The sequence below is a fragment of the Paenibacillus wulumuqiensis genome (genome assembly GCF_000971965.1).
In the GTDB taxonomy this organism is placed as follows: domain Bacteria; phylum Bacillota; class Bacilli; order Paenibacillales; family Paenibacillaceae; genus Saccharibacillus; species Saccharibacillus wulumuqiensis.
Map to the genome: position 1 here is coordinate 429448 of NZ_KQ040793.1, position 23848 is coordinate 453295.

Sequence of the window (23848 nt, forward strand, 5' to 3'; positions counted from 1 at the left end):
TCTTAAAACAGCAAGCTTAAAACATCATAGTCTAAAAACGGCAAATGAAAAACCGCAAAAAGCTGCAGCTCTCAGCATCGGCTGACAACTACAGCTTTTTAAATCTTCATGCTTCATGCCGCTGTACCTGTTTTATCTACTTCAATCCAGTTTATCCACTTTATACGTTTTATCTACTTCAATTTATTTTATCCGCTTTACCCTCTTCCATCCGTCCTCTTATACTTCCTTATGCGTCTCGCTCTCTTTGCGCTTTGGATCGGAGAAGACTTCGGACGGATCAGGCTTTGGCTTGTTCAGCTCGCCGCCCATCGATTTGAGAAACTGCAGACCAAAGGCCATCGTCGTGCGTACATCCGGATCACGCATCGTTTTGAGCAGATGCAGCATGCCCGGCGGTTCGTTATCCCGGTGATCGCCGTATTTCTGATGGGCAGGGTCCATTTCACCAAGATGGCTTAATCCGTTACCGAGTGCATTCAGCAGTCGATCCATCTCCAGCGGGTCGATTTTGCCGACCATCTGACTCAGGGTAAAGGCATTGCGGATCAGCGGCGGAATATTCAGCGAGTTGATCAGATTCACTCCGTGTACGCCTACCTCTGTCCGGTTTTTAAGTAACGCACCGGCAATATCGAGCATTCCCGCCTGATCCAGCTCCTTGATAATATCGAGCGTTTTGAGGATCGCTTCCTTGTTGTCGCTGAGCGCCTTGATAATCTGGGTCAGCGACTCTGCCTGTACTTCTGCTTCTGTCGGTTCATGGCGTTCAATCCGGTTAATGGCTCTGGCCATACTGGGCACGCTCCTTCCGAATAGTATCCGCAATCGGCTCGTAATCCTGACGCTTCCACTTGTCCTCGACCCGGACGCTGATCTGCGGACGACGCTGGGCGAACCGGTGATTCACCTGCGGCAGCGGTGATACGCCGCGGTCTTCCAGCACTTCCATCCGTACGCTGATTTCCTTGTAGCTTGGCGTATGGGTGATCTTGTCGGTATGGCTGCTGGTCAGCCGGTTGATCGCTTCGCCGGCATGCTGGGTATTCATCGGCAGGTACAGCTCTTTGCCTTTGACCCGATCCGTTACGACGACCGACAGCTTGGCCTGCCCATACGGGGAGACGAGCCGCACTTTGGCTCCGGTCTCGATGCCGCGCTCGGCAGCCAGCTCCGGCGATACTTCCAGCCAGGTGGATGGTACCTTGTGACGAATATTTTGAGACTGGTACGTCATATTGCCTTCATGGAAATGCTCCAGCAGACGGCCGTTGTTCAGATGCAGATCGTATTCGGCTTCCGGTTCATACGGCAGGGTCCAGCTGACAGGGAACAGGCGCGCCTTGCCGCTTGGGAAAGCAAATTCTTCCGTGTACAGCAGTTCGGTACTGCTGCCGTCCGGCTGTACCGGCCATACCTGACTGTTCCAGCCTTCGAGACGATCATAACGGACACCGGCAAACAGCGGCGCCAGACTGGCCGCTTCCTCCATAATCTCGCCTGGATGAGTGTAGTTCCAGTTCGCTCCCAGTGCATTGGCCACATCCTGGATAATTCTCCAGTCCGGTCTGGATTCTCCCATCGGCTCGAATACCTGATGGAAGCGCTGGATGCGGCGTTCGGTATTGGTAAAGGTTCCATCCTTCTCCAGACTCGGCGAAGCCGGCAGGACCACATCCGCAAACTGGGCTGTGCGGGAGAAGAAAATATCCTGTACCACGAAAAATTCCAGTTTGCCGAACATCTCTTCCACAAAGTTGGAGTTGGAATCGACAAATGCCATTTCCTCTCCAAACAGATACATGGCTTTGAGCGCACCCTCTTCGATCGCATCCACCATCTCATGGTTATCCAGCCCGGGCTCTGCCGGCAGCTGTACCCCCCATGCCTGTTCATAGCGGCTGCGGACCGCTTCATCCGTCACCTTTTCATAACCAGGGAAATAGCTTGGCATTGTACCAAAATCGCAGGCTCCCTGCACATTGTTATGACCGCGCAGCGGATAAGCGCCCGTACCCGGACGACCAAAGTTGCCGGTAGCCAGCAGCAGATTGCAGATCGCTGTCGATGTATCCGTACCGCCGCGATGCTGGGTCACACCCATCGCCCACAGGATGCAGACCGAACCGGACTCATGGATCATCTCGGCTGTCCGGATCAGCTGTTCACGGGTCAGACCGGATACCTGCTCCGCATAATCGAGCGTGTACGGTGCCAGCGATTCACGGTATTCTTCGTATCCTTCTACCCGGGTATCGAGGAAGCTGCTTGCTTCCCAGCCCTGGTCGATAATGTATTTGGTCACTGCCGACAGCCATACCAGATCCGATCCCGGCTTTGGATGCAGATGCAGGTCTGCACGCTCTGCCATTTCATTTTTGCGAATATCGGACACGATCAATTTCTGGCCGTGCAGCTTGTGCGCACGCTTGACCCGGGTTGCCAGTACCGGATGGGATTCCGCCGGATTCGCGCCGACGATGATCACCAGCTCGGACTGCTGGATATCTACCATTGTTCCGCTGTCTCCGCCCATGCCGACCGTACGCATCAGCCCGGAAGTGGCTGGCGACTGACAGTAGCGGGAGCAGTTATCGACGTTATTAGTGCCCATGATCGAACGGGCAAATTTCTGAAAAATATAATTTTCTTCATTGGAGCATTTGGAAGACGCGATATAGGCGATCGAGTCGGAACCATGCTGTGCCTTGATGCCGCCCAGTTTCTCGGCGATCAATGCCAGCGCCTCATCCCACGTCGATTCCACGAATCGGTCACCCTGGCGGATCAACGGACGGGTCAGACGCTCCTCACTATTGACAAAGTCCCAGCCCCATTTACCCTTGATACAGGTGGAGACGCCGTTGACCGGCGCATCGATGGATGGTTCGATTTTGAGAATATGACGGTCCTTGGTCCACACTTCAAAGCTGCATCCGACCCCGCAGTACGTACATACCGTCTTGGTCTTCTCGATACGTGAATTGCGCATGGACGCCTCGATCTCGGAAATCTGGAAAATGCCGGAGTAGCCCGGCTCCACCGCCTTGGTCAGATCGATCAGCGGCTCCATCAGCTTGCTGTCGATATTGGTCATGAATCCGGCTTCCCCGAGCATGGATGATTCCATCAATGCATTGCACGGACAGACGGTTACACAGTGCCCGCAGGAGACACAGGAGGATTGATCAATCGGCACATCATCATCCCAGACGACGCGCGGCTGCTCACGGCTCCAGTCAATCGACAGCGTCTCATTGACCTGCAGATCCTGACAGGCCTCTACGCAGCGGCCGCACAGAATGCACTGGTCCGGGTCATAGCGATAGAACGGGTTGGTGTTGTCGATCTCATAGGGTTTGTTGCGGAAAGGATAGGTCTGATGCTCAATGCCCAGCTTTTCCGTGGTGTTATGTACCACGCAATTACCGTTATTGTTATCGCAGACCGTGCAGTAGAGTTCATGATTGCGGAGTATTCGGGACATGGATTCCTGCTGGGCTTCCTTGACGAGCGGGGTCTGGGTGGATATGTTCATTCCTGGCGTAATCACTGTGCTGCAGGAGCGCACCAGCTCTCCATTCACTTCCACCATGCATGTATCACAGGTATTGATCGGTCCGAGCTGCTCATTGTAGCAGATCTGCGGGATATATAGATCGGGTGCCGTATTGACTGCCTGAACAATGGTCATACCCGGCTGTGCCACGACCGATTGTCCATCCACATGAATCACAATATTCTCCTGACCATCCATCTTCATGATGCCACTTCACCTCTATCTGTGTAATTGGATATTTTGAAACCTATTACCCGTTTCCGGTGAAAGTATGCACGTACATCGTCAATCGGTATATATGTTACTTTATTTATATGACTTGCCGCTTCGGAGTTGTCGACCGTTCACGATCCATCTTTATCCTGCATGGAAAATATTCAAGAACAATTGTTTACTTTTCAAACCCACCATAGCTGTGCATCTTTTACAGAAATCACAGCTCATCTTCCTGTTTCGAATTGCGCCAGCTTTCTGTTAAATTCACTTACTTTACAATATTCCGTAACAGGAGTAACGTTAGAAGATAAGCTTGCTCGTAAGAGTTCGCATGGGTTGAAGGAGGTACGCTGATATGGAGGCTTCACGCCTTAACAATACATCATCCACCAGAATACTAATCATGACTGCAGTCGAAGCAGAGCGCGAAGCGGTACTGCGAGGAATCGGCGATGCAGCCGGACAGCGGTTTGATGTCCAGCTCGCCGGTGTCGGCCCAGCTTCGGCGGCTGCGCGTACGGCACTTCTGCTCGCCCGAGATTCGTACGATCTGGTGGTCAGCGCCGGGATTGGCGGCGGGTTCGAACCGCATGCGATTCCCGGCTCTATTGTGCTGTCGAGCCGAATAATCGCGGCCGACCTCGGTTCCGGAACACCGGAACACGGATTCATTTCTGTCGATGAACTGGGTTTTGGTTCGTCGGTTATCACAGCAGACCGTTCGTATAATGAACATCTGACAGCTGCCATGCGCCATGCAGGTCTAACGGTACATACCGGACCTGTACTCACCGTATCGACAACAACCGGATCGGCCGAGACGACAGCCTCACTGTTGCAGCGCATCCCCGATGCAGCGGCAGAAGGTATGGAAGGCTACGGCGTAGCTGAGGCTGCCCGGCTGCTCGGTGTACCGGTACTGGAGATCCGGGCGATCTCCAACAAGGTCGGTCCGCGTGACCGCGGCAGCTGGCGTATCCCCGAAGCATTGCAGTCTCTATCGCTGGCAAGTTCCCTATTACCGGAGGTGCTTTAATATGAATATTGCTTTTTCCCCATGTCCCAATGATACATTCGTCTTCCATGCCTGGGTGCACGGCCTGATTGCCGGCGCACCGGAGCTGGATGTAACGTATGCCGATATCGATATTACAAATAACTGGGCTGCCGAAGGCAAAGGCCCGGAAGTACTCAAAATCTCCTACGCCGCTCTTCCCTGGGTGCTGGAAGATTACGCACTCATCCCTTGCGGGGGTGCACTTGGACGCGGCTGTGGTCCGCTCGTGCTCACTGCCAATCCGGAAGCGACCGATGCAGCAGCCCTGACCGGCAAAAAGGTAGCCGTACCGAGCGAACGCTCTACCGCTTATCTGCTGTTCCGCCTGTGGGCCGCACAGAACGTACCGGGCGGTATCGGTGAAGTGGTTGTAATGCCATTTGACCAGATCATGCCTGCTGTACGTGACGGACAGATCGACGCCGGACTGGTCATCCATGAAGCCCGCTTCACTTACCAGAATTACGGCCTGACCCTGCTGCAGGATATGGGCAGCTGGTGGGAAGAAGATACCGGACTACCGATTCCGCTCGGAGCGATTATTGCCCGTCGTTCGCTGGATATTGCCCAGATTACCCAATGGGCACGCTCATCCGTCGAATACGCTTGGGAACATCCGGAAGCATCCCGCGGCTATGTAATGGAGCATGCCCAGGAGATGGATGCCAGTGTAGCCGATTCACATATCAATCTGTATGTAAACGAGTTCACCCGTAATCTCGGTGAAGACGGCTATGGCGCGATCGAAGCGCTACTTGGCCGCGCTGCCCGTGAAGGACTGGTTCCCGAATTTGATCTCAGCCTGCTGCGCAAATAAGGACAGTACCGGCAGCAATCACAGCAAAACAAAATCCCCTGCTCTCTCTTATGGAGAAACAGGGGATTTTCTTATAAAAACGAAGCGAATCCGCTTCATTTGTCCATTTATCGGGGAATATAAAGAAGAAAAGCATTTGCCAAACTCAGCGTACATCCTGTATACTGGGAATGCTACTAATAGAAGTAGCAAACACAAATAGCCTCTTTTGCCGAAGAGACTGTTAAATGTTGTATATTATGAGCACAGGAGGTGAATCATCATGGCTCAAGACGTAATGTGTGAAGTAAGTGCATGCACTCACTGGGCGGAACAAAACAAATGTACCGCTGATACTATTTTTGTTGTTAGTCACGCAGCTGCCAAAGAACAAACTGCTGAAGTTCAAGAAACAGACTGTCAGACTTTTGAAAAGAAATAATACTTAAACCACATATTCAAATCGTAAGAAGGGACTTTGCCGAGTTCCTTCTTTCTTTTTATATTCTATCAACAATGATTATTATTATCAAGTAGATTTTCAATATTTATTGAGAAAAGATTGAGAAAAAAGGATGCCCCTATGTAGAGGGACATCCTTTTCTGCATTTTATTCTGTTAAAAGGTCCTGGCAGCAAGCTTAACGGGATATCCATCTGCTGGTGAGCTTGCTGGATTTCTACTGTGCCGCTTATAACCCGGACTGATACTCGGTATCAGGTGTTTCGTTTACAGCCGGGATTACAGTTTGAACTTGGCTACCGATTCAGCCAGCTCATTGACACCCTGCTTGGACTGCTTCATCTGCTCGGCTACACGTGCCGTCTGCTGTACGATATCATCGGTCTTCTCGGCGATCATGCTGGTACCCTCGGCACCTTCATTGGCGGCTACCGAGATCTCCTGGATCGCTTTGACGACATTCTCAATGGAAGCCAGCAGCTCTTCGGAAGTCGCGCTCAGATCATTGGCGATATCATCAATTTCCTGTGCGCTGGAAGCATACTGATCAGCCGAAGACAGCATCATCTCGTAATCGGTACGAACGTTGGTGCTGAACAGGTTCAGCAAATCATTGGAGTTGGAGGACAGATTGCTCACGGAGCCAACGACCACCTGGGTAATCTCATTGATCTGATCGGCAGCTTTTTTGGAATCTTCAGCCAGTTTGCTGATCTCACTGGCGACGACTGCGAATCCGCGGCCGGCATCTCCTGCCCGGGCTGCTTCAATACTCGCATTCAGGGACAAAAGGTTCGTTTGTGAAGCAATATCGATAATGGAGGAGACCAGACTGTTGATCTGCTGTACGGACTTGGATTCTTCCAAAGCCTGTACGAGACTGTCCCGCACCTGATTGTAAGTTTCTGTACTCGTGCTGTACGACTGCTTGAACTGCTTGCTCAGATCAGCGGCGCGCACGGTTAATCCTTCGGCTGCACGTGCACCTTCCTGGGCTTTGTTCGCAACGGAATTGACGGCCGATTCGATCTCTGTCGAAGTGGCGTTCATCTCCTGTGTGGAGGCTGCGGTCTCTTCCATACCGGCAGACAGCTGCTCGGTAGTCGCAGAGATATCCTGTACGCCGCCTTCCAGCTTGTTCATCTCTTCATCCACCATCTGAATCGTATCCTGCAGACTGCGGCTCTCCTGGATAACACGGCTGAACGTTGTTCTGAATTCTTTTCTCGCTTCGCCGAGTGCCTGGATAATAACCGCAAATTCATCTTTTTCGGACAGATAACGGGTAAAGCTGTCATCGTAGACCAGATCGAAATTCGCTGTTTTGTGGATCATGGTCAGTGTATCTTTGGTACGGTTGCGCACATTACGTATAATGAAGAAGATCAGCAGCATGGCAATCAAGAGGATGGATACCAGCTCAATAATGGTAATCAGTCTCATCTGTCCGCTCAGTGCAGCACTTTCCTCAATCGCATCCTTACTGTACTGGTCCATAATGCTCTCGATCTGATCCAGATTGTGACGGGAAGCTGCAAACTTCACTCCCGAATCGGTCGAATTCACATAGCGGCGTTCTTCGTAGTTGAATTCACTTTTCCATGCTTCGTAGTTGGTATCAAATTCTTCGATCAGCTGGAATACATTCTTCTTGGTCTCGGGATCGGCATATTTCTCGAATACAGAGCGATTTTGCTCCATGATGGCTTTGGCTTCCTGTACCCGGTCGTGGGTTTGCTTTACATTTTCATTGTAATTGTCCTGCTGCACCTTGATTTCCGCAGGATTCTCAATACCGGTCAATGTAAACTCGGCAATCATCGCCTGATAATAATCACGGTCTGCATTCAGGATCAGATAATTGATCTGGTAGGCTTCTTCATAAAGGGAAGTAATCAACTTATCCCCCATTTTATCGATATTCCGGATCGCCAGTATAGATAACACGATCAGGGCGATAACGAGAATAAGGACGGGTAACAGCATCTTGGTACTCAGACTCCAGTTGTTCATTTTAAACATTTTCAATATACATCCTCCCGGCATGGTTGACTGAAATACAAGTTAAGTGTTCGATTGGAGACCAGGCAGCAACTCCACTTTGAGAAACGCAAAAAATAACATACATGACAAACCGGCGATATCATGCAGCAGCTGTTATTAGTTAGGCCTTTACTAATGGTTGCTGCTTTGGCATCCTGTATCGCTTCATATGATTGATATGTACTATTATCGGTAAAATGGCCTATTTTTTTATGTATATTTTCTGGAATATCAAAATATAGTTATTTAGCCGAAATCAAAATATGACAATTTATGAGGGGAAAGATGAACTGCCCGTAGTTAGATGAATCCCAGTTAATAAGCAGAACAAAAACTGCCAACCTCATCGGCTGGCAGTATACATGGATAAAATTCGGGCATAGAGTACATGGAATGTACTCTCACCGGCAGATCCATCATACATAATGAGGACAATGGAACTATATCGCGCCGTACAGTCAATAGAGTCCTCTCACCCCATTTACTGCACTACATGCGCAGACAAGGGCAGATTCAGCGCTCCTATCCCATCGGCGACCAGCCGGGCTATCCGGTCGGCACCGTATTCCTGAAAATGAACATCATCCGCCGACCCTGCCGCAAAGGCAGCGTATTGTCCGGGAGCTGTGTACAAAAACAGCTGCTTGGTCGCTTCGGCTCCGATGGAATTGTAATAAGCCACACTGCTTGCACTCAGATCCAGCAGCGGTGTACCGGTCTCTGCCGCCACCTGCTTCATCGCCTGCACATATTCGGGAAAGCTCAGTTGGAAACGTCCGCTAGTCTTGTCTATCGTGCGTGTACCCATCGGTGTAATCAGTACCGGCGCAGCGCCATGATCCCGCGCTCCCTGAACGTATTTATGCAGATAACGCTTGTAATCACCCACCGGCGTATAGCGGTCGGGCTTGGCCTGATTGGCATCATTATGACCGAACTGGATCAGCAGGTAATCCCCCGGCTGAATCTCGCTTAGAATATCATCCAGCCTTCCCTGCTCGATGAAGGTGCGCGTACTCCTGCCGCTGATCGCATGATTGCTGAACGTAACTCCCTGATCAAAATAGCGGCCAATCATCTGCCCCCAGCCTGCCTGTGGACGCTGGGCATCCGTATATGTCTGCACCGTGGAATCACCCGCCAGATATACGACCGGCTGCTGGTGACCGGCACTGGTCCCGGACGAAGCCCCTACCATAAACCACAGACTGACAATCATAATGCCCAGCAGTGCAGCAGGACCAAGACGGCGGTTAACGGAATTCCAGTGAATTGTACGCAAAGGCTTCCCTCTTTTACAATATAATATACACTATGGGCATCAGGCTCCTGCACGTCGGAATATAGGAAAACCGCAGCCGGGAACACTGACATAGAACTACACATTTAACATGGACAATGAATTCCATATAGATAGACGACAGAGAGAGAAGGAGAATATCGTAATTACCGGCAGAAAATCGAAGCAGAAGCTCAAGAAGCGGAGTTAAATGCATGTCAGAAGCGAATAGGATCATCAATAAGGTCAGGTTCGTTGTTATTACGAATTATAGTTATATTCTAGCGTATCTCCCAGCGCAGTGACAATTCATTTCTTGGCAGTTGGATATAAAAAAAGGGCACCATTAAAACGACTTCTATAGAATCAACCTTATCCATCCAATATCCCTTTTTAGACATGGCAAAAAGGACAGCCCCGCAGGTCTGTCCCCTTTGAATAATCCTGTATTTTTCGGGCATCACAGTGTGCTTACTGTCGGGCAGTCTCCAGCAAATGCCCGGACAGCGGCAGGTTCAATTCACGCAGACCGGCTGCCACCAATCCGGCAATCTGCACAGCTCCATACTCCTGGAAATGGGTATTGTCCACGACCCCATTTGGAAAATAGGGATATACCCCCGGCTGCACATGCAGGAAGATGGACGTGGTGCCTGCTATGCCTACCGCATTGTAGTAGGCAACGCTGCGAGCGCTCAGATCCAGCAGTGGTGTCTGCGTCTCGGCAGCTACCTGCTTCATCGCTTCCACATATTCAGGGAAACTGGCATTGAACTGGCCATTCGGATTGTAGTCTCTTCTCGATACCGGAGTGACCAGAATCGGGGTCGCCCCCTTGCTGCGGGCACCGTGAATATAGACTTTGAGATAATTGCGGTAATCTCCTACAGGCGTATAACGCTCAGGCTTGCGATCGGCATCATTATGTCCAAACTGGATCATCAGATAATCTCCCGGCTGCAGCTGACCGATAATCGTATCCAGCCGCCCCTGCTCGATAAAGGAACGCGAACTTCTGCCGCCGATCGCGTGATTGCTGACGACAATGGAGTCATCCAAATATCGGCCAATCATCTGTCCCCAGCCTGCCTGTGGACGCTGGGACTCCCGGTAGCTCTGCACCGTGGAATCGCCTGCCAGGTAGATGGTGGGACGATGTGCATAGACATCCTGGGTGACAGCTGATGTGGCGAAGCTGTTCGTTACACCATGGGTGGAGTCCTGGATCGTATTCGTTGTCGGTGCAGCCGAAGCTCCCACAGCGCCAAACAGTGTTCCCAGACAGGTGATCAGACCGAGCAGCAAGAGTGGCATCATTCGCCGGATGTAGACTTTTTTATTCAATTGCATCCCTTCTTTCCTATTTTATAATAGCGCTTACATAGATATGATAATCATTACGATACAGGCCGGGTATGCAAGAAACCGCTTTGTTTGTTCAATAATCAGAGAGAACCGATACGGTTATTCCGCATGTTTATGGAGGTTATAAGGATACGGTTAGACGGCGAGATAATCGCGATACAAGAAAAGAGCGCAACAAAACAAACTGCTATACCAAAAGCAACGCAAACAAAAGAAGAGGCTGGCTGTAAATGCCATCCTCTTCTTTGCTGTGCTGGACTTTATTTTATTGATTGGCAAGGCTGTTAAGGAGTGTTTATTTCATAAATTATAGTTTTGCTAAATTGCACATGCATTTAGTGGTACATATTACTTGGGAAGAATCTTGTAAATATCGGGGGTAATACTTTCTTTATTCAGAACACGATATGCCCCTGTTCCATCTTTGAATCTGAGCTTAAGTATATAGCTCTGATCCGCATTCTCACCTTCAGTCTCGCTTCGATTCAGCAATTCATTGATCTGGTTTTTGTTGCTGATTATGACCTGTTGTGGAGTTCCACGGTATTTTTTGAATAAATCAGCATAGTCAACTACTGCAAACTCTTCTTGAGTTCGCTCATCTGGAACAATAACGATAGCAGAAATGTCTTCCACCTTGGTAACTAGCAGGTCCCAGTACCCTTTTTCCTTCAGCCACTGCTCCGTCGGCTTGAATTGAGGGTCCCAGCTGTAATAATGCTCATTACTGTAATAAGGACCTTTATAAATTTGTATTACCATAGCTAGCGTATTGCCGTATATAAGATTATTTTTAGGATTTTTCACTGCCAGTTTTTCTTTTATAATCAACTGGTTCAACTGCTTGATTTCGGATGGCTGAGTAATATATATGTGACGTTTTGGAATATCCGGATTTCTGATTTTTATTGCACTATCGGATTTTCCCAATGCTTTCAGATTATAAAATGCCATTTTGTATTCCCCGGACTGCTGAATTTCCTGAAGATAGGATCGGTATTCGTCACTCTTTGGTATCATATAGGATCTGAAAAGCCGACTTCCATCCTTCAACACATAGGCTATTTGCACCTGTTCGTTCACATTATAATAGTTACGATCATTTCTATTTCCAGGGTCAGGTTGATCCTTTACTACTTGGGAATGTAAACGAACAATACTTTGAATATAATCAGGATCAGAAGAGAGCATATCAGGATTGAGTTTCTCGATGTCCATTCCATGTGTAGTGTAAGCAGGAAGATCATTTCTGATATCGTTACCTATATAAACAGATGTCACCTCGCTCGGTACAGGCACTTTTGTTTCATATCCAGTCAGTGGAGACATCGGGATATAGATAAGCAATGCAACTATCACTCCGTAAAAGACCATTCCGATCCACAATTTGCGATCAAACACATGCCGGGTTTTGCGCAGCACCATTTCAGCTGCCAAATAACCGATTACTCCGCCGATTATGCACCACACAATATCCCATTTCCCAAAAAAGGTTATTCCATATAACCCGATCAACAATGCACTGCACAGTGTAACCCCAACACGGAATAACGGGTTAAAGTAACGGAATACGATCGGCTGGGTGGATTTTTCTGTTGGACGCAGCTTATACAGCAAGTAGCTCAGACCAATCAGTACGAGAGAAACAATGAAGTATATCCAGCCATCTCGCTGACTAAATCCATTTGCAGATACATCCAATAATTTTTCAATAGGAGACCAACCCGTTATAAATTGCGAAGAGCTGTCTTCATCGTAATACCCATAAAGATATCTGGAAAAATACCGGATATAAAGAAAATTCAATCCGCTAGGGAGCAGAAATAATATAACTGTAACAATGATTTGCAGAATAGACTGACCAATACACATTCCTACAAATAGCGTAAATGTAAAGATGAATAAACTAATGACTGTCAGAGATACCGCCCAATCGATTACCTGATCAACAGTAAAAACAACATGATTCAGATTGCCTACCATTAATCCACTGATAAGAGCAGTAATCCATATCGGAATAATCAGCATCGTAAGTCCGGAGACCAGCGATACTGTAAACAGCTGTTCTCTGCGTACAGGCAGGCTATGGAACATCTCGGCCGCTCGCTTGGACTGTATATACCTCATCAAGAAAACAGCCATCAATATGCACATAATAAAAGCAAATAGAATTGCTATCTCCCCGTCTTCCTTGAACATATAATCCAGAACTCTAGGATCATTCTGATATTCATAAGCTGAATTCGATATTAACAGCTGCATCGGTCCGGCGAAGATCATCAGCAGCAAGTAAATAACCCCGATCCATCCTCCCTGCCGCCAGGCGTGCATCCATAGTCCCCGGTTAAAGAAGTAGTGGTTGAACGTCATAACCGGCATCCCCCATTTCGTATATAAATATCTCTTCCAGCGTCATAGGTAGTACGTCAAACACATAAGGCTGATACGTCTGTACAACCTCGGTAATCCGCTCGACCGTGCCTTTGATAATATAGGTCCCTACGCTGCCGCGCTCTTCCTTGTGCAGGATATCCAACAGCCCGGAGATTGCCTGCTCATGTCTCGGATCGCGGAAAGCAATCTGGATTTTATGGCTGGCGGCCTTGAGATCGTCCAGTTCTTTTTCAATCAATAGACGTCCCTGGTGCATGATGCCTACATGGTCACACATATCCTCAATCTCCCGCAGGTTATGCGAAGAGATGACAACCGTCATTTCCCGGTCGGCCACTTCCTGGAACAGCAGGTTTTTCACCTGTCTACGCATGACCGGATCGAGTCCGTCAATCGGCTCATCCAGAATGAGGATGTCCGGCTTGCAGCTGAGTGCCAGCCACAGGGATGCTTGACGCTGCATGCCTTTGGACAGACGATGCAGCTTGCGCTTGAGCGGAATACTGGCAAAAGCCTGCGCCATCTGCTGGAAACGCTGTTCATCCCAATGTGGATAGATAGCCCGGTAAAATACCGCCATCTGCTGAATCGAGGTCTGTGCAAAAAAGTAAGGCTGATCCGCCAGAAAAATCATCCGCTGCTTGCTCTGCGGGTTCTCATATACGGGCTGCCCTTCCAGCAGTACTTCACCCTTGTCGGCCCGGTACACTCCGGCCATCGTCTTGAGTAGTGTCGTTTTGCCCGCACCGTTGGAGCCGAGCAATCCAAAGATGGAGCCTTTATGTACGGTTAGGGATACATCTTCCACTGCCCGTTCGTCTTCGAAAATCTTGGTTAGCTGCTTAATCTCAATCACTGCTCTTCCCCCTCTCCTGTTCTTCCATGGTCTGTTGATACAGCTTTTCAATGTCTGATTTGGTAAAGCCGAGATAGATCGCTTCGGCAAACAGCTTGAGCAGCCGTTCCTTCATCTCTGCCAGCTGCGCGGCACCCGGCTGCTGCTGGGATGGCGCGACAAAGCTTCCTTTGCCTGCCTGGGAATAAATATATCCTTCCCGCTCCAGCTCACGATACGCTTTCTGGATCGTATTGGGATTGACCGTCAGCTGCCCCGACAGCGTGCGTACCGAAGGCAGCTGCTCATCTGGCTTGAGAATGCCATACAGGATCATTTCCTTGATTTTGTCCATCAGCTGCTCGTATATGGGCTTGCGACTGCGTACATCCAGTTCAAACATGGGCTTCCCCCTTTCACTGTATTAACTGTACTACTATTATTAATACAGTTGGTACAGTCTGTCAATCATTTACTGGAAATTAATTCAGAGTAATATGAAAATGATCGTTTTCGTCTTACCCATACGAAAAAGCCTGCAGCTCTTTGAGAGATGCAGGCTATAACTGATACGTATGATCTTATGCAGGCACAGTAGATAGCAGATTAATAATCTAAAGCAATTTTCAAACTTTAACAGCATTTATCGGTTCACATCATACCACATTTTTAATCCTAAAATTTACAGTCATGCTCTATTTGCCTTATGATACAATCAACCTTTTCAAAATAGGAATATAACTTATGGAGGACACTCTATGCTGATTCAGCCTGTTACTCTGGAACAAGTCTGGCAGCTCCGCCATCAGGTAATGTGGCCGGATCGTGAGCTGGATTATGTAAAATTAAAAGATGATGATCAGGGCAGACATTACGGCTTGTTGGTGGGCGGCCAGTTGATATCCGTCATTTCTCTTTTTATCGATCACAATGAAGCCCAGTTCCGTAAATTTGCTACGCTTACGGACCGGCAGGGAAAGGGATATGGAAGTTACCTGCTCTCCTATGTGCTGCAGGAAGTCGAACAAGCCGGCATCAGACGCATCTACTGTAATGCCCGTGCAGAAAAGACCGGATTTTACAGCAAATTCGGCCTTGCACCCACTGAGGAATCATTTATCCGTGGAGATAAACAGTATGTGATTATGGAACGCTTCTTCCCCGTCTCCTTCGATTCTTTTCATTCTTCTTCCAACAGCGATGCATAACGCTGCAGCTGCTGCTCCAGCTCCGTAAACCGGATAAATCGGGCAGCCCGGTATACTTCCTTGCCTTCGTAGAACAATATCAGCACCGGAGAGGTGAAGATAAGATGCTCGGAGGCCAGCTCCGGCGCGTCTTCCATATACACATAGGCACCGGCAATCTGCGGATAGTCTTCCAGCAGGCGAGCGGCCTGGGGCTGGACGGATTCGCAGACGCTACAATGATGGGTCTTCAGCATAAGCAGCTGCAGACGGTGACTGGCAATCTGCTCGTGCACCTGCTCCAGTGTGGTTAATGACTTCATGAATTGCTTGGCTCCTCTCCAGACGGTCCATGCCTTTTAGATAATGGCGAAAATAATACCCTGTCCTTCACTCGCTGCTCTCAGATACAGATCGAATACCTGGTCCAGATGCGGCAGCAGATAACCTTCGACCAGATCCTCGTACGTATCTTCCTCGGTCATCGGGAAAAAGAACATCATCATTGCATCGTCCTCTTCAGACTTCGTATCTGGCTGGCTGCTCGCTTTCCAGCGGTCAAAGTCAATACGCTGCTCCAGCGCTTCCCGCTGTCGTACGACCGGAATGGACTCGGCCATCTGGGCGACCTGATGGGGTGGCAGATAGAACGTGCCGAACTCTGTCAGCTGGCTGTCGATAGCATACTGGTTCTGTACCGGTACAAAAGGAATATCCGGAAACATGTCCGCGATCAGACTCCATGTTTTATCGATATCCAGATCCGGCTGATTCGTCGTGCCTGTCAGGATCGTCTGTAAATTGTCTTTTTCCACATAATAGATGCCTGTCATTCCCATGTTCATCGCTCCCTTATTGGTAATGGTAGTATTACTCATTGTATACGCTTCCGGGACCGATTACAAAACATCCAAGCTAATGTAAATGGGGGCTGTACCGCGCATTATGACTGTTTAGTCATAACGATTAGGATACGTTTGCCCACCATTGACCTTAGGCTATATGGATACGCACATACCGAATATAACGTAAGAAGGCTGCCTGCACTGCATAATACGCAGCCAGACAGCCTTCTCTTATCCCCTTTTAAATCCATCCGTTACCGGCATCCGTGCTTCTCTATGTGAACGGTATACCTGTAGGGTTACTTCTTTTCTCTATATAACCCTTTTCATGTCCCAAACACTTTCTGTATAGAGCATCTGATCTCTGCAGATGCTTCTTTTATTCAAAAATTTTAGAAATCGAATTTGAAATCGTCGTCTGTCAGACGCTCGACGTTCATGGCACGCACATAACCGTTTCCTTTTTTGGAGAAAAAGTCATGCTGCTTGGTGTGTGTGCTGATACCGTTGAAGACGATTGGATTCACTTCTTCATCCGGGAACAGCGGATCAAAGCCCAGGTTCATAAAGGCTTTGTTGGCATTGTAACGCAGGAAGATGTTCACTTCGTCCGTCAGGCCGATCGGATCGTAGATCTCTGCAGTGTAGCCTTCTTCGTTCTCATGCAGATAACGGAACAGCCCTTCCAGCGTCTCGTAGGCATCTTTTTGCTCGTATTCATCCAGCTCGTTGTAGATCTCCTGTGCCAGTACGCCCACGTATACGCCGTGGATACTCTCGTCACGCAGGATCAGGTCGATGATCTCGCCGCTGCAGGTCATTTTGCCCTGACCCGCGAGGTACAGGGGATAGAAGAACCCGCTGTAGAACAGATAGCTCTCCAGCAGAACGGAAGCTGCCATGGCGAGGAACAGTTCTTTTGGTGAATTGATGTTGGTGTAATACTGGCGAATCGTCTCCGCTTTGGTCTGCAGGCGCGGATGCTCTTCGACCCATTTGAAGATCTCGTCGATCTCTTCGGTGGAAGACAGCGTGGTGAAGATGCTGCTGTAGGACTTGGCATGGATCTGCTCCATCATTGCCATGAAGCCCAGGACAGCTTTGCGCTGCAGGCCGTCTACATGCTCCAGAATTTGCGGCATGCCGACGCCGCCCTGAATCGTATCCAGCAGAGTCAGACCACCGAGGACTTTCATATATGTCTCGCGTTCCAGGTCGCTCAGCTGAATCCAGGACATTTTGTCATCGGACAATGGAATCTCGTCATCGGTCCAGAACTGCATAATGTTCTGGTTCCAGAACATCAGGGAATAATCGTCATCCGGGCGGTTCCAGTTGACTGCTTTAATTGGCTCACTCATGTGTTGTGCCCCTTTCTCTTACCTTGTGTTATGTAGTGAAACAGCGATTGTTTACGTCATAACAAGACTACAGTATGCAAGAAGAGGAGGTAGTGCGCTCTGCTGCATACTGTAAGGTAAAGATCCAATATTTATATTTACGCCAGTGGCGGGTTAGATGGTACAGATATCATTTCATCGTATTCATATATTCGATTACTCATTGAAATGAGCAGATAAGACCATGATGAGAACAATATTATACGGAACAGCTGATGCACTCTTCGACAGTCAGACGCTTGGTACGCGTGTAGTACAGGGACTTCAGGCCTTTGTGCGCCGCATACAGGTAGTAGCGGGCCAGCTGGCGAGTCGTTACGTCACTGCTCACGTGCAGGACGGTCGAGATGCCCTGATCCACATGCTGCTGAATCTCGGCGATCAGATCCAGTACTTTGAACTGATCCATGGTGTAGGCGGATTTGTAGTAGAAGTAGTTATCCTGCTGCATGTACGGCATTGGATAGTACGTCGTCGAGTTCGCATAGGTACGTGTCTCGATCTGTTCTACAATCGGCATTACGCTGGATGTGGCGTTCTGGATATAGGAAATGCTTGCTGTCGGCGCAATTGCCAGACGGTATGCATGGTAGAGACCATTTTTCATAACATCGGCTTTGAGGTTCTGCCAGTCTGCAGGCGTCGGGATGTACATGCTGCCGAACAGCTCCTGTACACGCGGCTTGGTTGGACGGTAGTCTGTCGCCAGATAACGGTCAAAGTACACACCGCTCGCATAGTCCGATTTCTCAAAGTCCATAAAGGTCGTGCGTGTCTCACGTGCAATCTCCATACTCTTCTCCAGCGAGTAGAAGTTCATCATCATGAAGAATGTACGTACAAAATCGATCGCTTCGTCGCTCTCGTAGGCGATTTTGTTTTTGGACAGGTAGCCGTGCAGGTTCATGACGCCCAGACCGACAGAGTGCATTTCACGGTTGGCTTTGGCTACGCCCGGTGCGTTGGCGATGTTGGTCATGTCGCTGACGGAAGTCAGGCCCATGATGCCTTCATGCACGGATTCACGAATTTTGCCCAGTTCCATGACGTTCACGATGTTCAGGGAACCCAGGTTACAGCTGATATCGCGGCGGATAATGTCATCCACGCCATAGTCCATAATTTCGGTTGTCTCCTGCAGCTGGAAGATCTCGGTGCACAGGTTGGACATTTTTACCGATCCAATGTTGTTCAGAGCATGGAACTTGTTGGCATTACTTTTGTTCATAATATAAGGATAGCCGGATTCCAGTTGGGTGCTGGCAATCTTGGTCAGCATATCGCGTGCGCTCATGATTGGTTTCTTTTTGACACGATCATCAGCCATCAGGGTATCGTACATCTCGTCGATGTTCATATCGTCGAGGTGCTTGCCGTATGCTTTGTAGACGCTGTATGGTGCGAATACGTGCAGCAGCTCGTTATCGGCTGCCAGCTTGTAGAAGCGGTTCGGCACGATCAGACCGATCGACAATGTTTTCAGACGGGTACGCTCATCGGCGTTGATCTTCTTGCTGTCCAGGAACTCCAGGATATCCCAGCCGAAGATGTTGTAGTATGCTGCGCCGGAGCCTTTGCGCTGACCCATCTGGTCGGCATAGGAGAATGCATCTTCCATCAGTTTCAGTACCGGCATGATGCCTTTGGCTGCGCCTTCGACACCTTTGATCGGCTCGCCGCGTCCGCGAAGCTTGGACAGGTTAACCGCTACACCGCCGCCGATTTTGGACAGCTGCATACAGGTATTCAGTACATAGTTGATCGAGTTCAGGGAATCATCCATTTCCAGCAGGAAACAGGATACCATCTCTCCACGGCGACTCTTGCCGGCATTCAGGAATGTCGGTGTAGCCGGCTGCAGACGCTGCTCCATCATGGAACGTGCCAGCGTCTTGGCATTTTCGGCATTACCGCGTCCGAGATGCAGTGCTACAACGGCTACACGGTCCGGATAGTGCTCCAGATACTTCGCACGGTCATTCGTTTTGACCGCGTAGTCCTTGTAGAACTTGGAAGCTGCCATATAGGAAGGGAACTGGAAGTTATAGCTGTGTGTAATCGCGTATACTTCTTCCACATCCTGTGCAGTGTAATGCTGGTACATATCTTCGTAGTAATCATTGTCGATCATATAACGTACTTTGGACGTAGTGTCCGCGAAATGGATACTCTTTTGATCCACTTCCTTCATGTATTCCTGTACTGCTTCTTTATCTTTATCCAGACGGAAAAATCCGTTCTCGTCACGCTGCATCAATAGGTTGTTCAATTCAATATGCCGCAATTTTCTCTACCTCCTGTACGAATCGTTGTGCGTCTCCTGTAGTGCCGGATAGTTCAAATTTATATACGACCGGAACACCGTAGCGCTCCGATATCAAATCTGCACTCTTGCCGAAGTTCTCGCCCCAGTTGCGGTTGCCGCTGGCTGCTACGCCAAGCAGACGGCCATGGTTGTTTTCCAGAAAATGAGTCACTTTCTCGGGGACCTGGCCGAAGCCGGTTGTGTAGGTGACCAGTACGAATGGTTCATTCAGCTGCAGCGCCTCATCAATCTGTACAGCCTGCACCGATGAATTTTTCAATTTTCCGATAAACCGTTTGACATTGCCTGTCTTGGAATCATATGCAATCAGCATGTGGGATGACATCTCCTTCTCACTCAATATATAGTGTTCATCACCGTTCTTTATAACTAAAGAACGGTGATGAACTTGCGCCAGCCTTGGAGCAGCAAGGCTTCTCAAAGCCCTGCTGCATCAGCTCGGTTTCTCTTAACAAGCATTACCCATATACCGCATCTTAAAACAAGCCGTAACGCAATATATAGAACGTGAGATTAAGATTATACGCTATATATAGTGTTGTCAATAGGACTACACAGTGAGAAAGCAGCATCCGAATCAGCCAAAAAAAGCGGTTATCCGTTAAATTCTCCGTATAATCCGGCTTATTCGCACACTCACAGCCCGGGGAAAAATACTCAAAAAAATAATTCACTTGACACACTATATCTAGTGTGTTTTTCAAGCCGTCTTTACTATCATTTCCAGATTATGAAATGAAGCCAGACAGCAATCACGTTGGACACTCAAGTTTAAAATTCTAATGCTTTCAACATGAAAAAGCAAATGAAACTTATATAAAAATAAAGATTTTTTTGGACATAAATTAGGGGAGTGGTTTACTGTATGATCTTGCTCACCTGTTTGTTCAATTTTCTCAGTTCGTCCTATGCTGCAAAAGCCGAATCAGGCCGACGTCTGAAAAATGCACATGCTTTCCTGAAGAATGCACATAGTTTTCGATTGAAATAAATTCCATATATTGTAATAATTAATACTGCAATTGAAAGCGTACACAATATAAGGAGGTAGTTTATGAAGAATTCGGTCTTCAAGTATGTACTGCTCGCTGTTCTGATTATGGTAAGCGCATGGTCTCCACTGTCCACGTCTTCGGTCTCTGCTGCTGCACCTTCGGTCGGTTCGATTCCGGCCTCCTCCATCCCTGCCCCCTCCGGTAAGGGTGTAATGACTTTCAAGGTAATGAATGCTACCAACGGTGCCTACCCGGATAACCGCGTCTACTGGGGCATCCTGGGCATTAACCCGGAGACCAAGCAGTGGAGTTATCTGACCAGCTCCGGACAGCTGCAGCCGATCTCTGCGGCGCTGAATGATGCTCCCGGACATCTGACCAAGAATGGCGTCAACTATGCCAACATCTACAGTACAATAAGTCAGGCGGAATGGGTAAGCCTGCCGAAAATGGATTCCGGACGCATGTTCATCTGTGTCGGCTCGCCATGCTACATCAAAACCTACAATGATGGATTTGCCGGACCGGACATTAACAACCCAACCGATCCGAATCTGGATGTGTATTTTGATTTTGTGGAATTTACGGTAGATAACACCGGTTATCACGGTAATACAACCCGTGTCGATGGCTTCGGCTTCCCGCTGCAGCATCGCCTCGTTAACCGTACCGGCAACTACGATCGTACGGTCGGCGAACTGGAGTCCGAGACTCGCGCCAGCATCTTCAGCAAGTACCGCAGCGAAGTGCCGGCTGCCTTCCGCTCTCTGGCGGATATACAGTCTCCTTACCGGATCGTCGCACCGATACACGGTTCGTTCAAGGCCGGCGGCGCTAACGCCAACTACTTTGGCAGCTATGGCGGCGGTTATAGCACCCAGGAGATTCTGCTGTGCAATGGCAGACTGCAGGAATCGCCGGGAATCTGCTCCGCCATCAACCGCCATGTGTATGAGAACCAGTCCAACTGGAACAATGTAGCCGCGTATTACCAGGCTGCACCTGCTAACTATTATGCCAAGTTCTGGCATGATCACAGCATCGACCGCCTCGCTTACGGATTTGCGTATGATGATTACAATCAGCAGGCTGCCTATCTGGAAGTCGGTGATCCGAAAGGTCTGATCGTACGAGTCGGCTGGTAATGAACTGTAACAAGTGCAGCTATAGTTATTTCCAAAATAATAGAATGATGATTTCCATATTTAGTACATGACCAAAAGCCTGAGACAGCATACAGAGATAATCTGTGTGCTATCCAGGCTTTTTGGTTATGACTTTATTTAGTTACAGTTTGAACCGGTCGACGATACGATTCATCTCTTCCGCCATTTCCGACAGGGCAGCTGCGCTGGAAGACAATTCCAGCATGGAAGCCGACTGCTGCTCGGAAGCGGCAGATATTTTCTGAATCTCATCCGAGGAATGCTCGATGCTGCCCACGATGCCTGTAATGGACTGTTCCATTGCTTCGGCACTTTGGTTCATACCGCCCGACAGCTGCGCTGCTTCACGGCTCTGCACAGCTACTTCATTCACGGACTGCTTGATATCTTCAAACAGGTCACCTGTCGTTCTCATCGACTCGGTACCGCTCAGGATCTGCTGGGCAGCCATATCCATCGCCTGATGAAGACGATCCGTATCCTGCTGAATCGAATCGATCATGCTGACGATCTGTCCGGCTGAAGAGGAAGACTGTTCCGCCAGCTTTTGTACTTCGGCGGCGACGACTGCGAATCCTTTGCCATGTTCGCCAGCCCGGGCGGCTTCGATTGCTGCATTCAGGGCGAGCAGGTTGGTCTGTCCGGCAATTCCGGTGATGATGCCGACGATACTACCAATCTCCTGCGAACGACTTCTCAGCTCATTGACGACGCCGTTCATTTCATTCATGCGTGACTGGGCCGCTTCCATCCGTCCGGCCGCTTCGGTAACTATACCGGTTCCGTTGACCGAATGATCGGCAGCGGTCTGGGCAGATTGGCTAACCTGCTCGATCCTGTTATCGATCTCCTGGATGTTGGCGGAGATTGCCTGTACAAGCAATGCCCCCTGTTCCGACTGGCTCGTCTGATCCGCAGAGCGGTCGGCCATGGAGACCAGCGATTCAGTGGTATGGGCAGAAGTCGAGGCATTCTCTTCCGCGATTGCTGTCAGTTCTTCGGCAGAATCATTGAGCCGCTGGGAGGTTTCGTTGACTTCGGCAATAACCGTATTCAGTGAATTCCCCATTTGCTGCAGGCCTTTGGCGAGGTCACCCAGTTCATCTTTTACCTCTACCGGCAGTTCGGCAGTACGAGTCAGATCACCGGACGCAATATAATTGACCTGCTCCAGCATCCGGTGAAGCGGACGGACGATCATACGGGAAATGATCAATGCCAGCGCACTGCCAATCAGGATAGCTGCCACTACGGCAGCCCATGTAATCCAGCGTGCCAGGTAGAATTCGCTCAGCTGTCCATCCGCCGAACTCGTAACATCATTTACATTATGATCGACCAGCTTGCTCAGCCCTTCGTTCATTGATGTCAGCATCGGTGTCGCATTGAGCTGAATCTTCATGGCCAGCGTATCATTGTTAACATCGGACGCCGCCAAAATCTGCTGGATGGTGGCGGTGTAGCTTGTCCAGTTTTCTTTGAAGGAGTTATATAGCTGGATCTCCTCCTCATCCGAGAGATAGGTCTCGTAAAGCTGCATAGTTTTGGCAATATCCGCGCTGGTGCTGCCAATCTCCGAATTAATCTGCTGCATAGCGGTATTGTCCTGCTCAATAATACTGCGCAGCACAAGATTCTCTACATCGGTCACTTCATCATTGATCCGATAAAGGGATACCAGACTCGGGATGCTGTTACTGCGAATATCATTGGCATTATCTCCGATCGAATTCAGACGCGCCGATATAAGCACACCCAGAATTAAAATCAGAATCATCATACCGGCAAATCCGCTTAATAATTTTGCACGTACAGTCATTCTCACAGTTGCGATTCCCCCATCATCTGTCGTTATTCATTCATTAGTTGTCAATACAAATTTTCTTATCTTATATTTTCGACAGGAATAGACACTTTTGTTAC

General features: G+C 49.0%; 19 protein-coding genes. 5 read left to right on the forward strand and 14 right to left on the reverse strand.

The genetic code is table 11. The features are described 5' to 3' along the window. Positions 1–219 precede the first annotated feature (219 nt). Both WH45_RS04850 and fdhF read right to left on the reverse strand, forming a co-directional pair. Positions 220–795: a helical membrane plugin domain-containing protein gene (locus tag WH45_RS04850; RefSeq protein WP_046213258.1), complete on the reverse strand. Its 576-nt coding sequence runs from the start codon at positions 793–795 to the stop codon at positions 220–222. Further along, entirely contained in the window at positions 779–3763 is a 2985-nt protein-coding gene (fdhF, locus tag WH45_RS04855; protein WP_046213259.1) for a formate dehydrogenase subunit alpha, read from the reverse strand. The genes WH45_RS04850 and fdhF overlap by 17 nt, the downstream gene beginning before the upstream one ends. 367 nt (positions 3764–4130) lie before the next feature. On the opposite strand from fdhF, the gene WH45_RS04860 reads away from it, so the two are divergent. The 3 genes from WH45_RS04860 to WH45_RS23090 all read left to right on the forward strand — a co-directional run bounded on the left by WH45_RS04860 (position 4131) and on the right by WH45_RS23090 (position 6070). Next, complete coding sequence (locus WH45_RS04860; RefSeq protein ID WP_046213260.1) at positions 4131–4811, forward strand: futalosine hydrolase; 681 nt, start codon at positions 4131–4133, stop codon at positions 4809–4811. Between the two features lies 1 nt (position 4812). Next, a complete protein-coding gene (locus WH45_RS04865) occupies positions 4813–5649 on the forward strand; it encodes a 1,4-dihydroxy-6-naphthoate synthase (RefSeq protein ID WP_046213261.1) in 837 nt (278 codons plus the stop codon). Positions 5650–5911: 262 nt separating this feature from the next. Next, entirely contained in the window at positions 5912–6070 is a 159-nt protein-coding gene (locus tag WH45_RS23090) for a DUF1540 domain-containing protein (protein ID WP_082096546.1), read from the forward strand. 299 nt (positions 6071–6369) lie between these two features. Here the strand turns inward: WH45_RS23090 and WH45_RS04870 are convergent, their stop codons facing one another. The 6 genes from WH45_RS04870 to WH45_RS04900 form a co-directional block, all read right to left on the reverse strand. Beyond that, positions 6370–8112 carry a methyl-accepting chemotaxis protein gene (locus WH45_RS04870; RefSeq protein ID WP_235338294.1) on the reverse strand — a complete coding sequence of 581 codons (1743 nt, stop codon included), beginning with the start codon at positions 8110–8112 and terminating at the stop codon, positions 6370–6372. 502 nt (positions 8113–8614) lie between these two features. Continuing rightward, positions 8615–9415 (reverse strand): rhamnogalacturonan acetylesterase, encoded by an 801-nt coding sequence (locus WH45_RS04875; protein WP_052723621.1) that lies wholly within the window; start codon positions 9413–9415, stop codon positions 8615–8617. 468 nt (positions 9416–9883) lie between these two features. Further along, the gene (locus WH45_RS04885; protein ID WP_052723622.1) at positions 9884–10762 is read right to left on the reverse strand and encodes a rhamnogalacturonan acetylesterase; all 879 of its coding nucleotides are present in this window, start codon (positions 10760–10762) and stop codon (positions 9884–9886) included. Between the two features lie 363 nt (positions 10763–11125). Further along, positions 11126–13147, reverse strand: a complete 2022-nt coding sequence (locus WH45_RS04890) for an ABC transporter permease (protein WP_046213264.1) — start codon at positions 13145–13147, stop codon at positions 11126–11128. Continuing rightward, the gene (locus WH45_RS04895; RefSeq protein ID WP_046213265.1) at positions 13122–14027 is read right to left on the reverse strand and encodes an ABC transporter ATP-binding protein; all 906 of its coding nucleotides are present in this window, start codon (positions 14025–14027) and stop codon (positions 13122–13124) included. Before WH45_RS04895 ends, WH45_RS04890 begins: the two co-directional genes overlap by 26 nt. Beyond that, positions 14020–14409: a GntR family transcriptional regulator gene (locus tag WH45_RS04900; protein ID WP_046213266.1), complete on the reverse strand. Its 390-nt coding sequence runs from the start codon at positions 14407–14409 to the stop codon at positions 14020–14022. The genes WH45_RS04895 and WH45_RS04900 overlap by 8 nt, the downstream gene beginning before the upstream one ends. Before the next feature lie 355 nt (positions 14410–14764). On the opposite strand from WH45_RS04900, the gene WH45_RS04905 reads away from it, so the two are divergent. Continuing rightward, complete coding sequence (locus tag WH45_RS04905; protein ID WP_200897660.1) at positions 14765–15214, forward strand: GNAT family N-acetyltransferase; 450 nt, start codon at positions 14765–14767, stop codon at positions 15212–15214. Here the strand turns inward: WH45_RS04905 and WH45_RS04910 are convergent. The 5 genes from WH45_RS04910 to nrdI all read right to left on the reverse strand — a co-directional run bounded on the left by WH45_RS04910 (position 15187) and on the right by nrdI (position 20077). Then, positions 15187–15516, reverse strand: a complete 330-nt coding sequence (locus WH45_RS04910; RefSeq protein WP_046213267.1) for a thioredoxin family protein — start codon at positions 15514–15516, stop codon at positions 15187–15189. The two genes, WH45_RS04905 and WH45_RS04910, sit on opposite strands and share 28 nt — an antisense overlap. 36 nt (positions 15517–15552) lie before the next feature. Beyond that, positions 15553–16071, reverse strand: coding sequence for a hypothetical protein (locus tag WH45_RS04915; RefSeq protein ID WP_152663481.1), 519 nt, complete (start codon positions 16069–16071; stop codon positions 15553–15555). Positions 16072–16430: 359 nt separating this feature from the next. Beyond that, positions 16431–17399, reverse strand: a complete 969-nt coding sequence (nrdF, locus tag WH45_RS04920) for a class 1b ribonucleoside-diphosphate reductase subunit beta (RefSeq protein ID WP_046213269.1) — start codon at positions 17397–17399, stop codon at positions 16431–16433. A gap of 238 nt (positions 17400–17637) precedes the next feature. Beyond that, positions 17638–19722, reverse strand: coding sequence for a class 1b ribonucleoside-diphosphate reductase subunit alpha (nrdE, locus tag WH45_RS04925; protein WP_046213270.1), 2085 nt, complete (start codon positions 19720–19722; stop codon positions 17638–17640). After that, entirely contained in the window at positions 19709–20077 is a 369-nt protein-coding gene (gene nrdI, locus WH45_RS04930) for a class Ib ribonucleoside-diphosphate reductase assembly flavoprotein NrdI (protein ID WP_046213271.1), read from the reverse strand. Before nrdI ends, nrdE begins: the two co-directional genes overlap by 14 nt. A gap of 741 nt (positions 20078–20818) precedes the next feature. Here nrdI and WH45_RS04935 point away from each other — a divergent pair. After that, on the forward strand, positions 20819–21904 hold the full coding sequence (locus tag WH45_RS04935) for a glycoside hydrolase family 64 protein (RefSeq protein ID WP_046213272.1): 1086 nt from the start codon (positions 20819–20821) through the stop codon (positions 21902–21904). 142 nt (positions 21905–22046) lie between these two features. Here WH45_RS04935 and WH45_RS04940 read toward each other — a convergent pair whose 3' ends face one another. Then, positions 22047–23744, reverse strand: coding sequence for a methyl-accepting chemotaxis protein (locus WH45_RS04940; protein ID WP_046213273.1), 1698 nt, complete (start codon positions 23742–23744; stop codon positions 22047–22049). Positions 23745–23848: the final 104 nt, after the last annotated feature.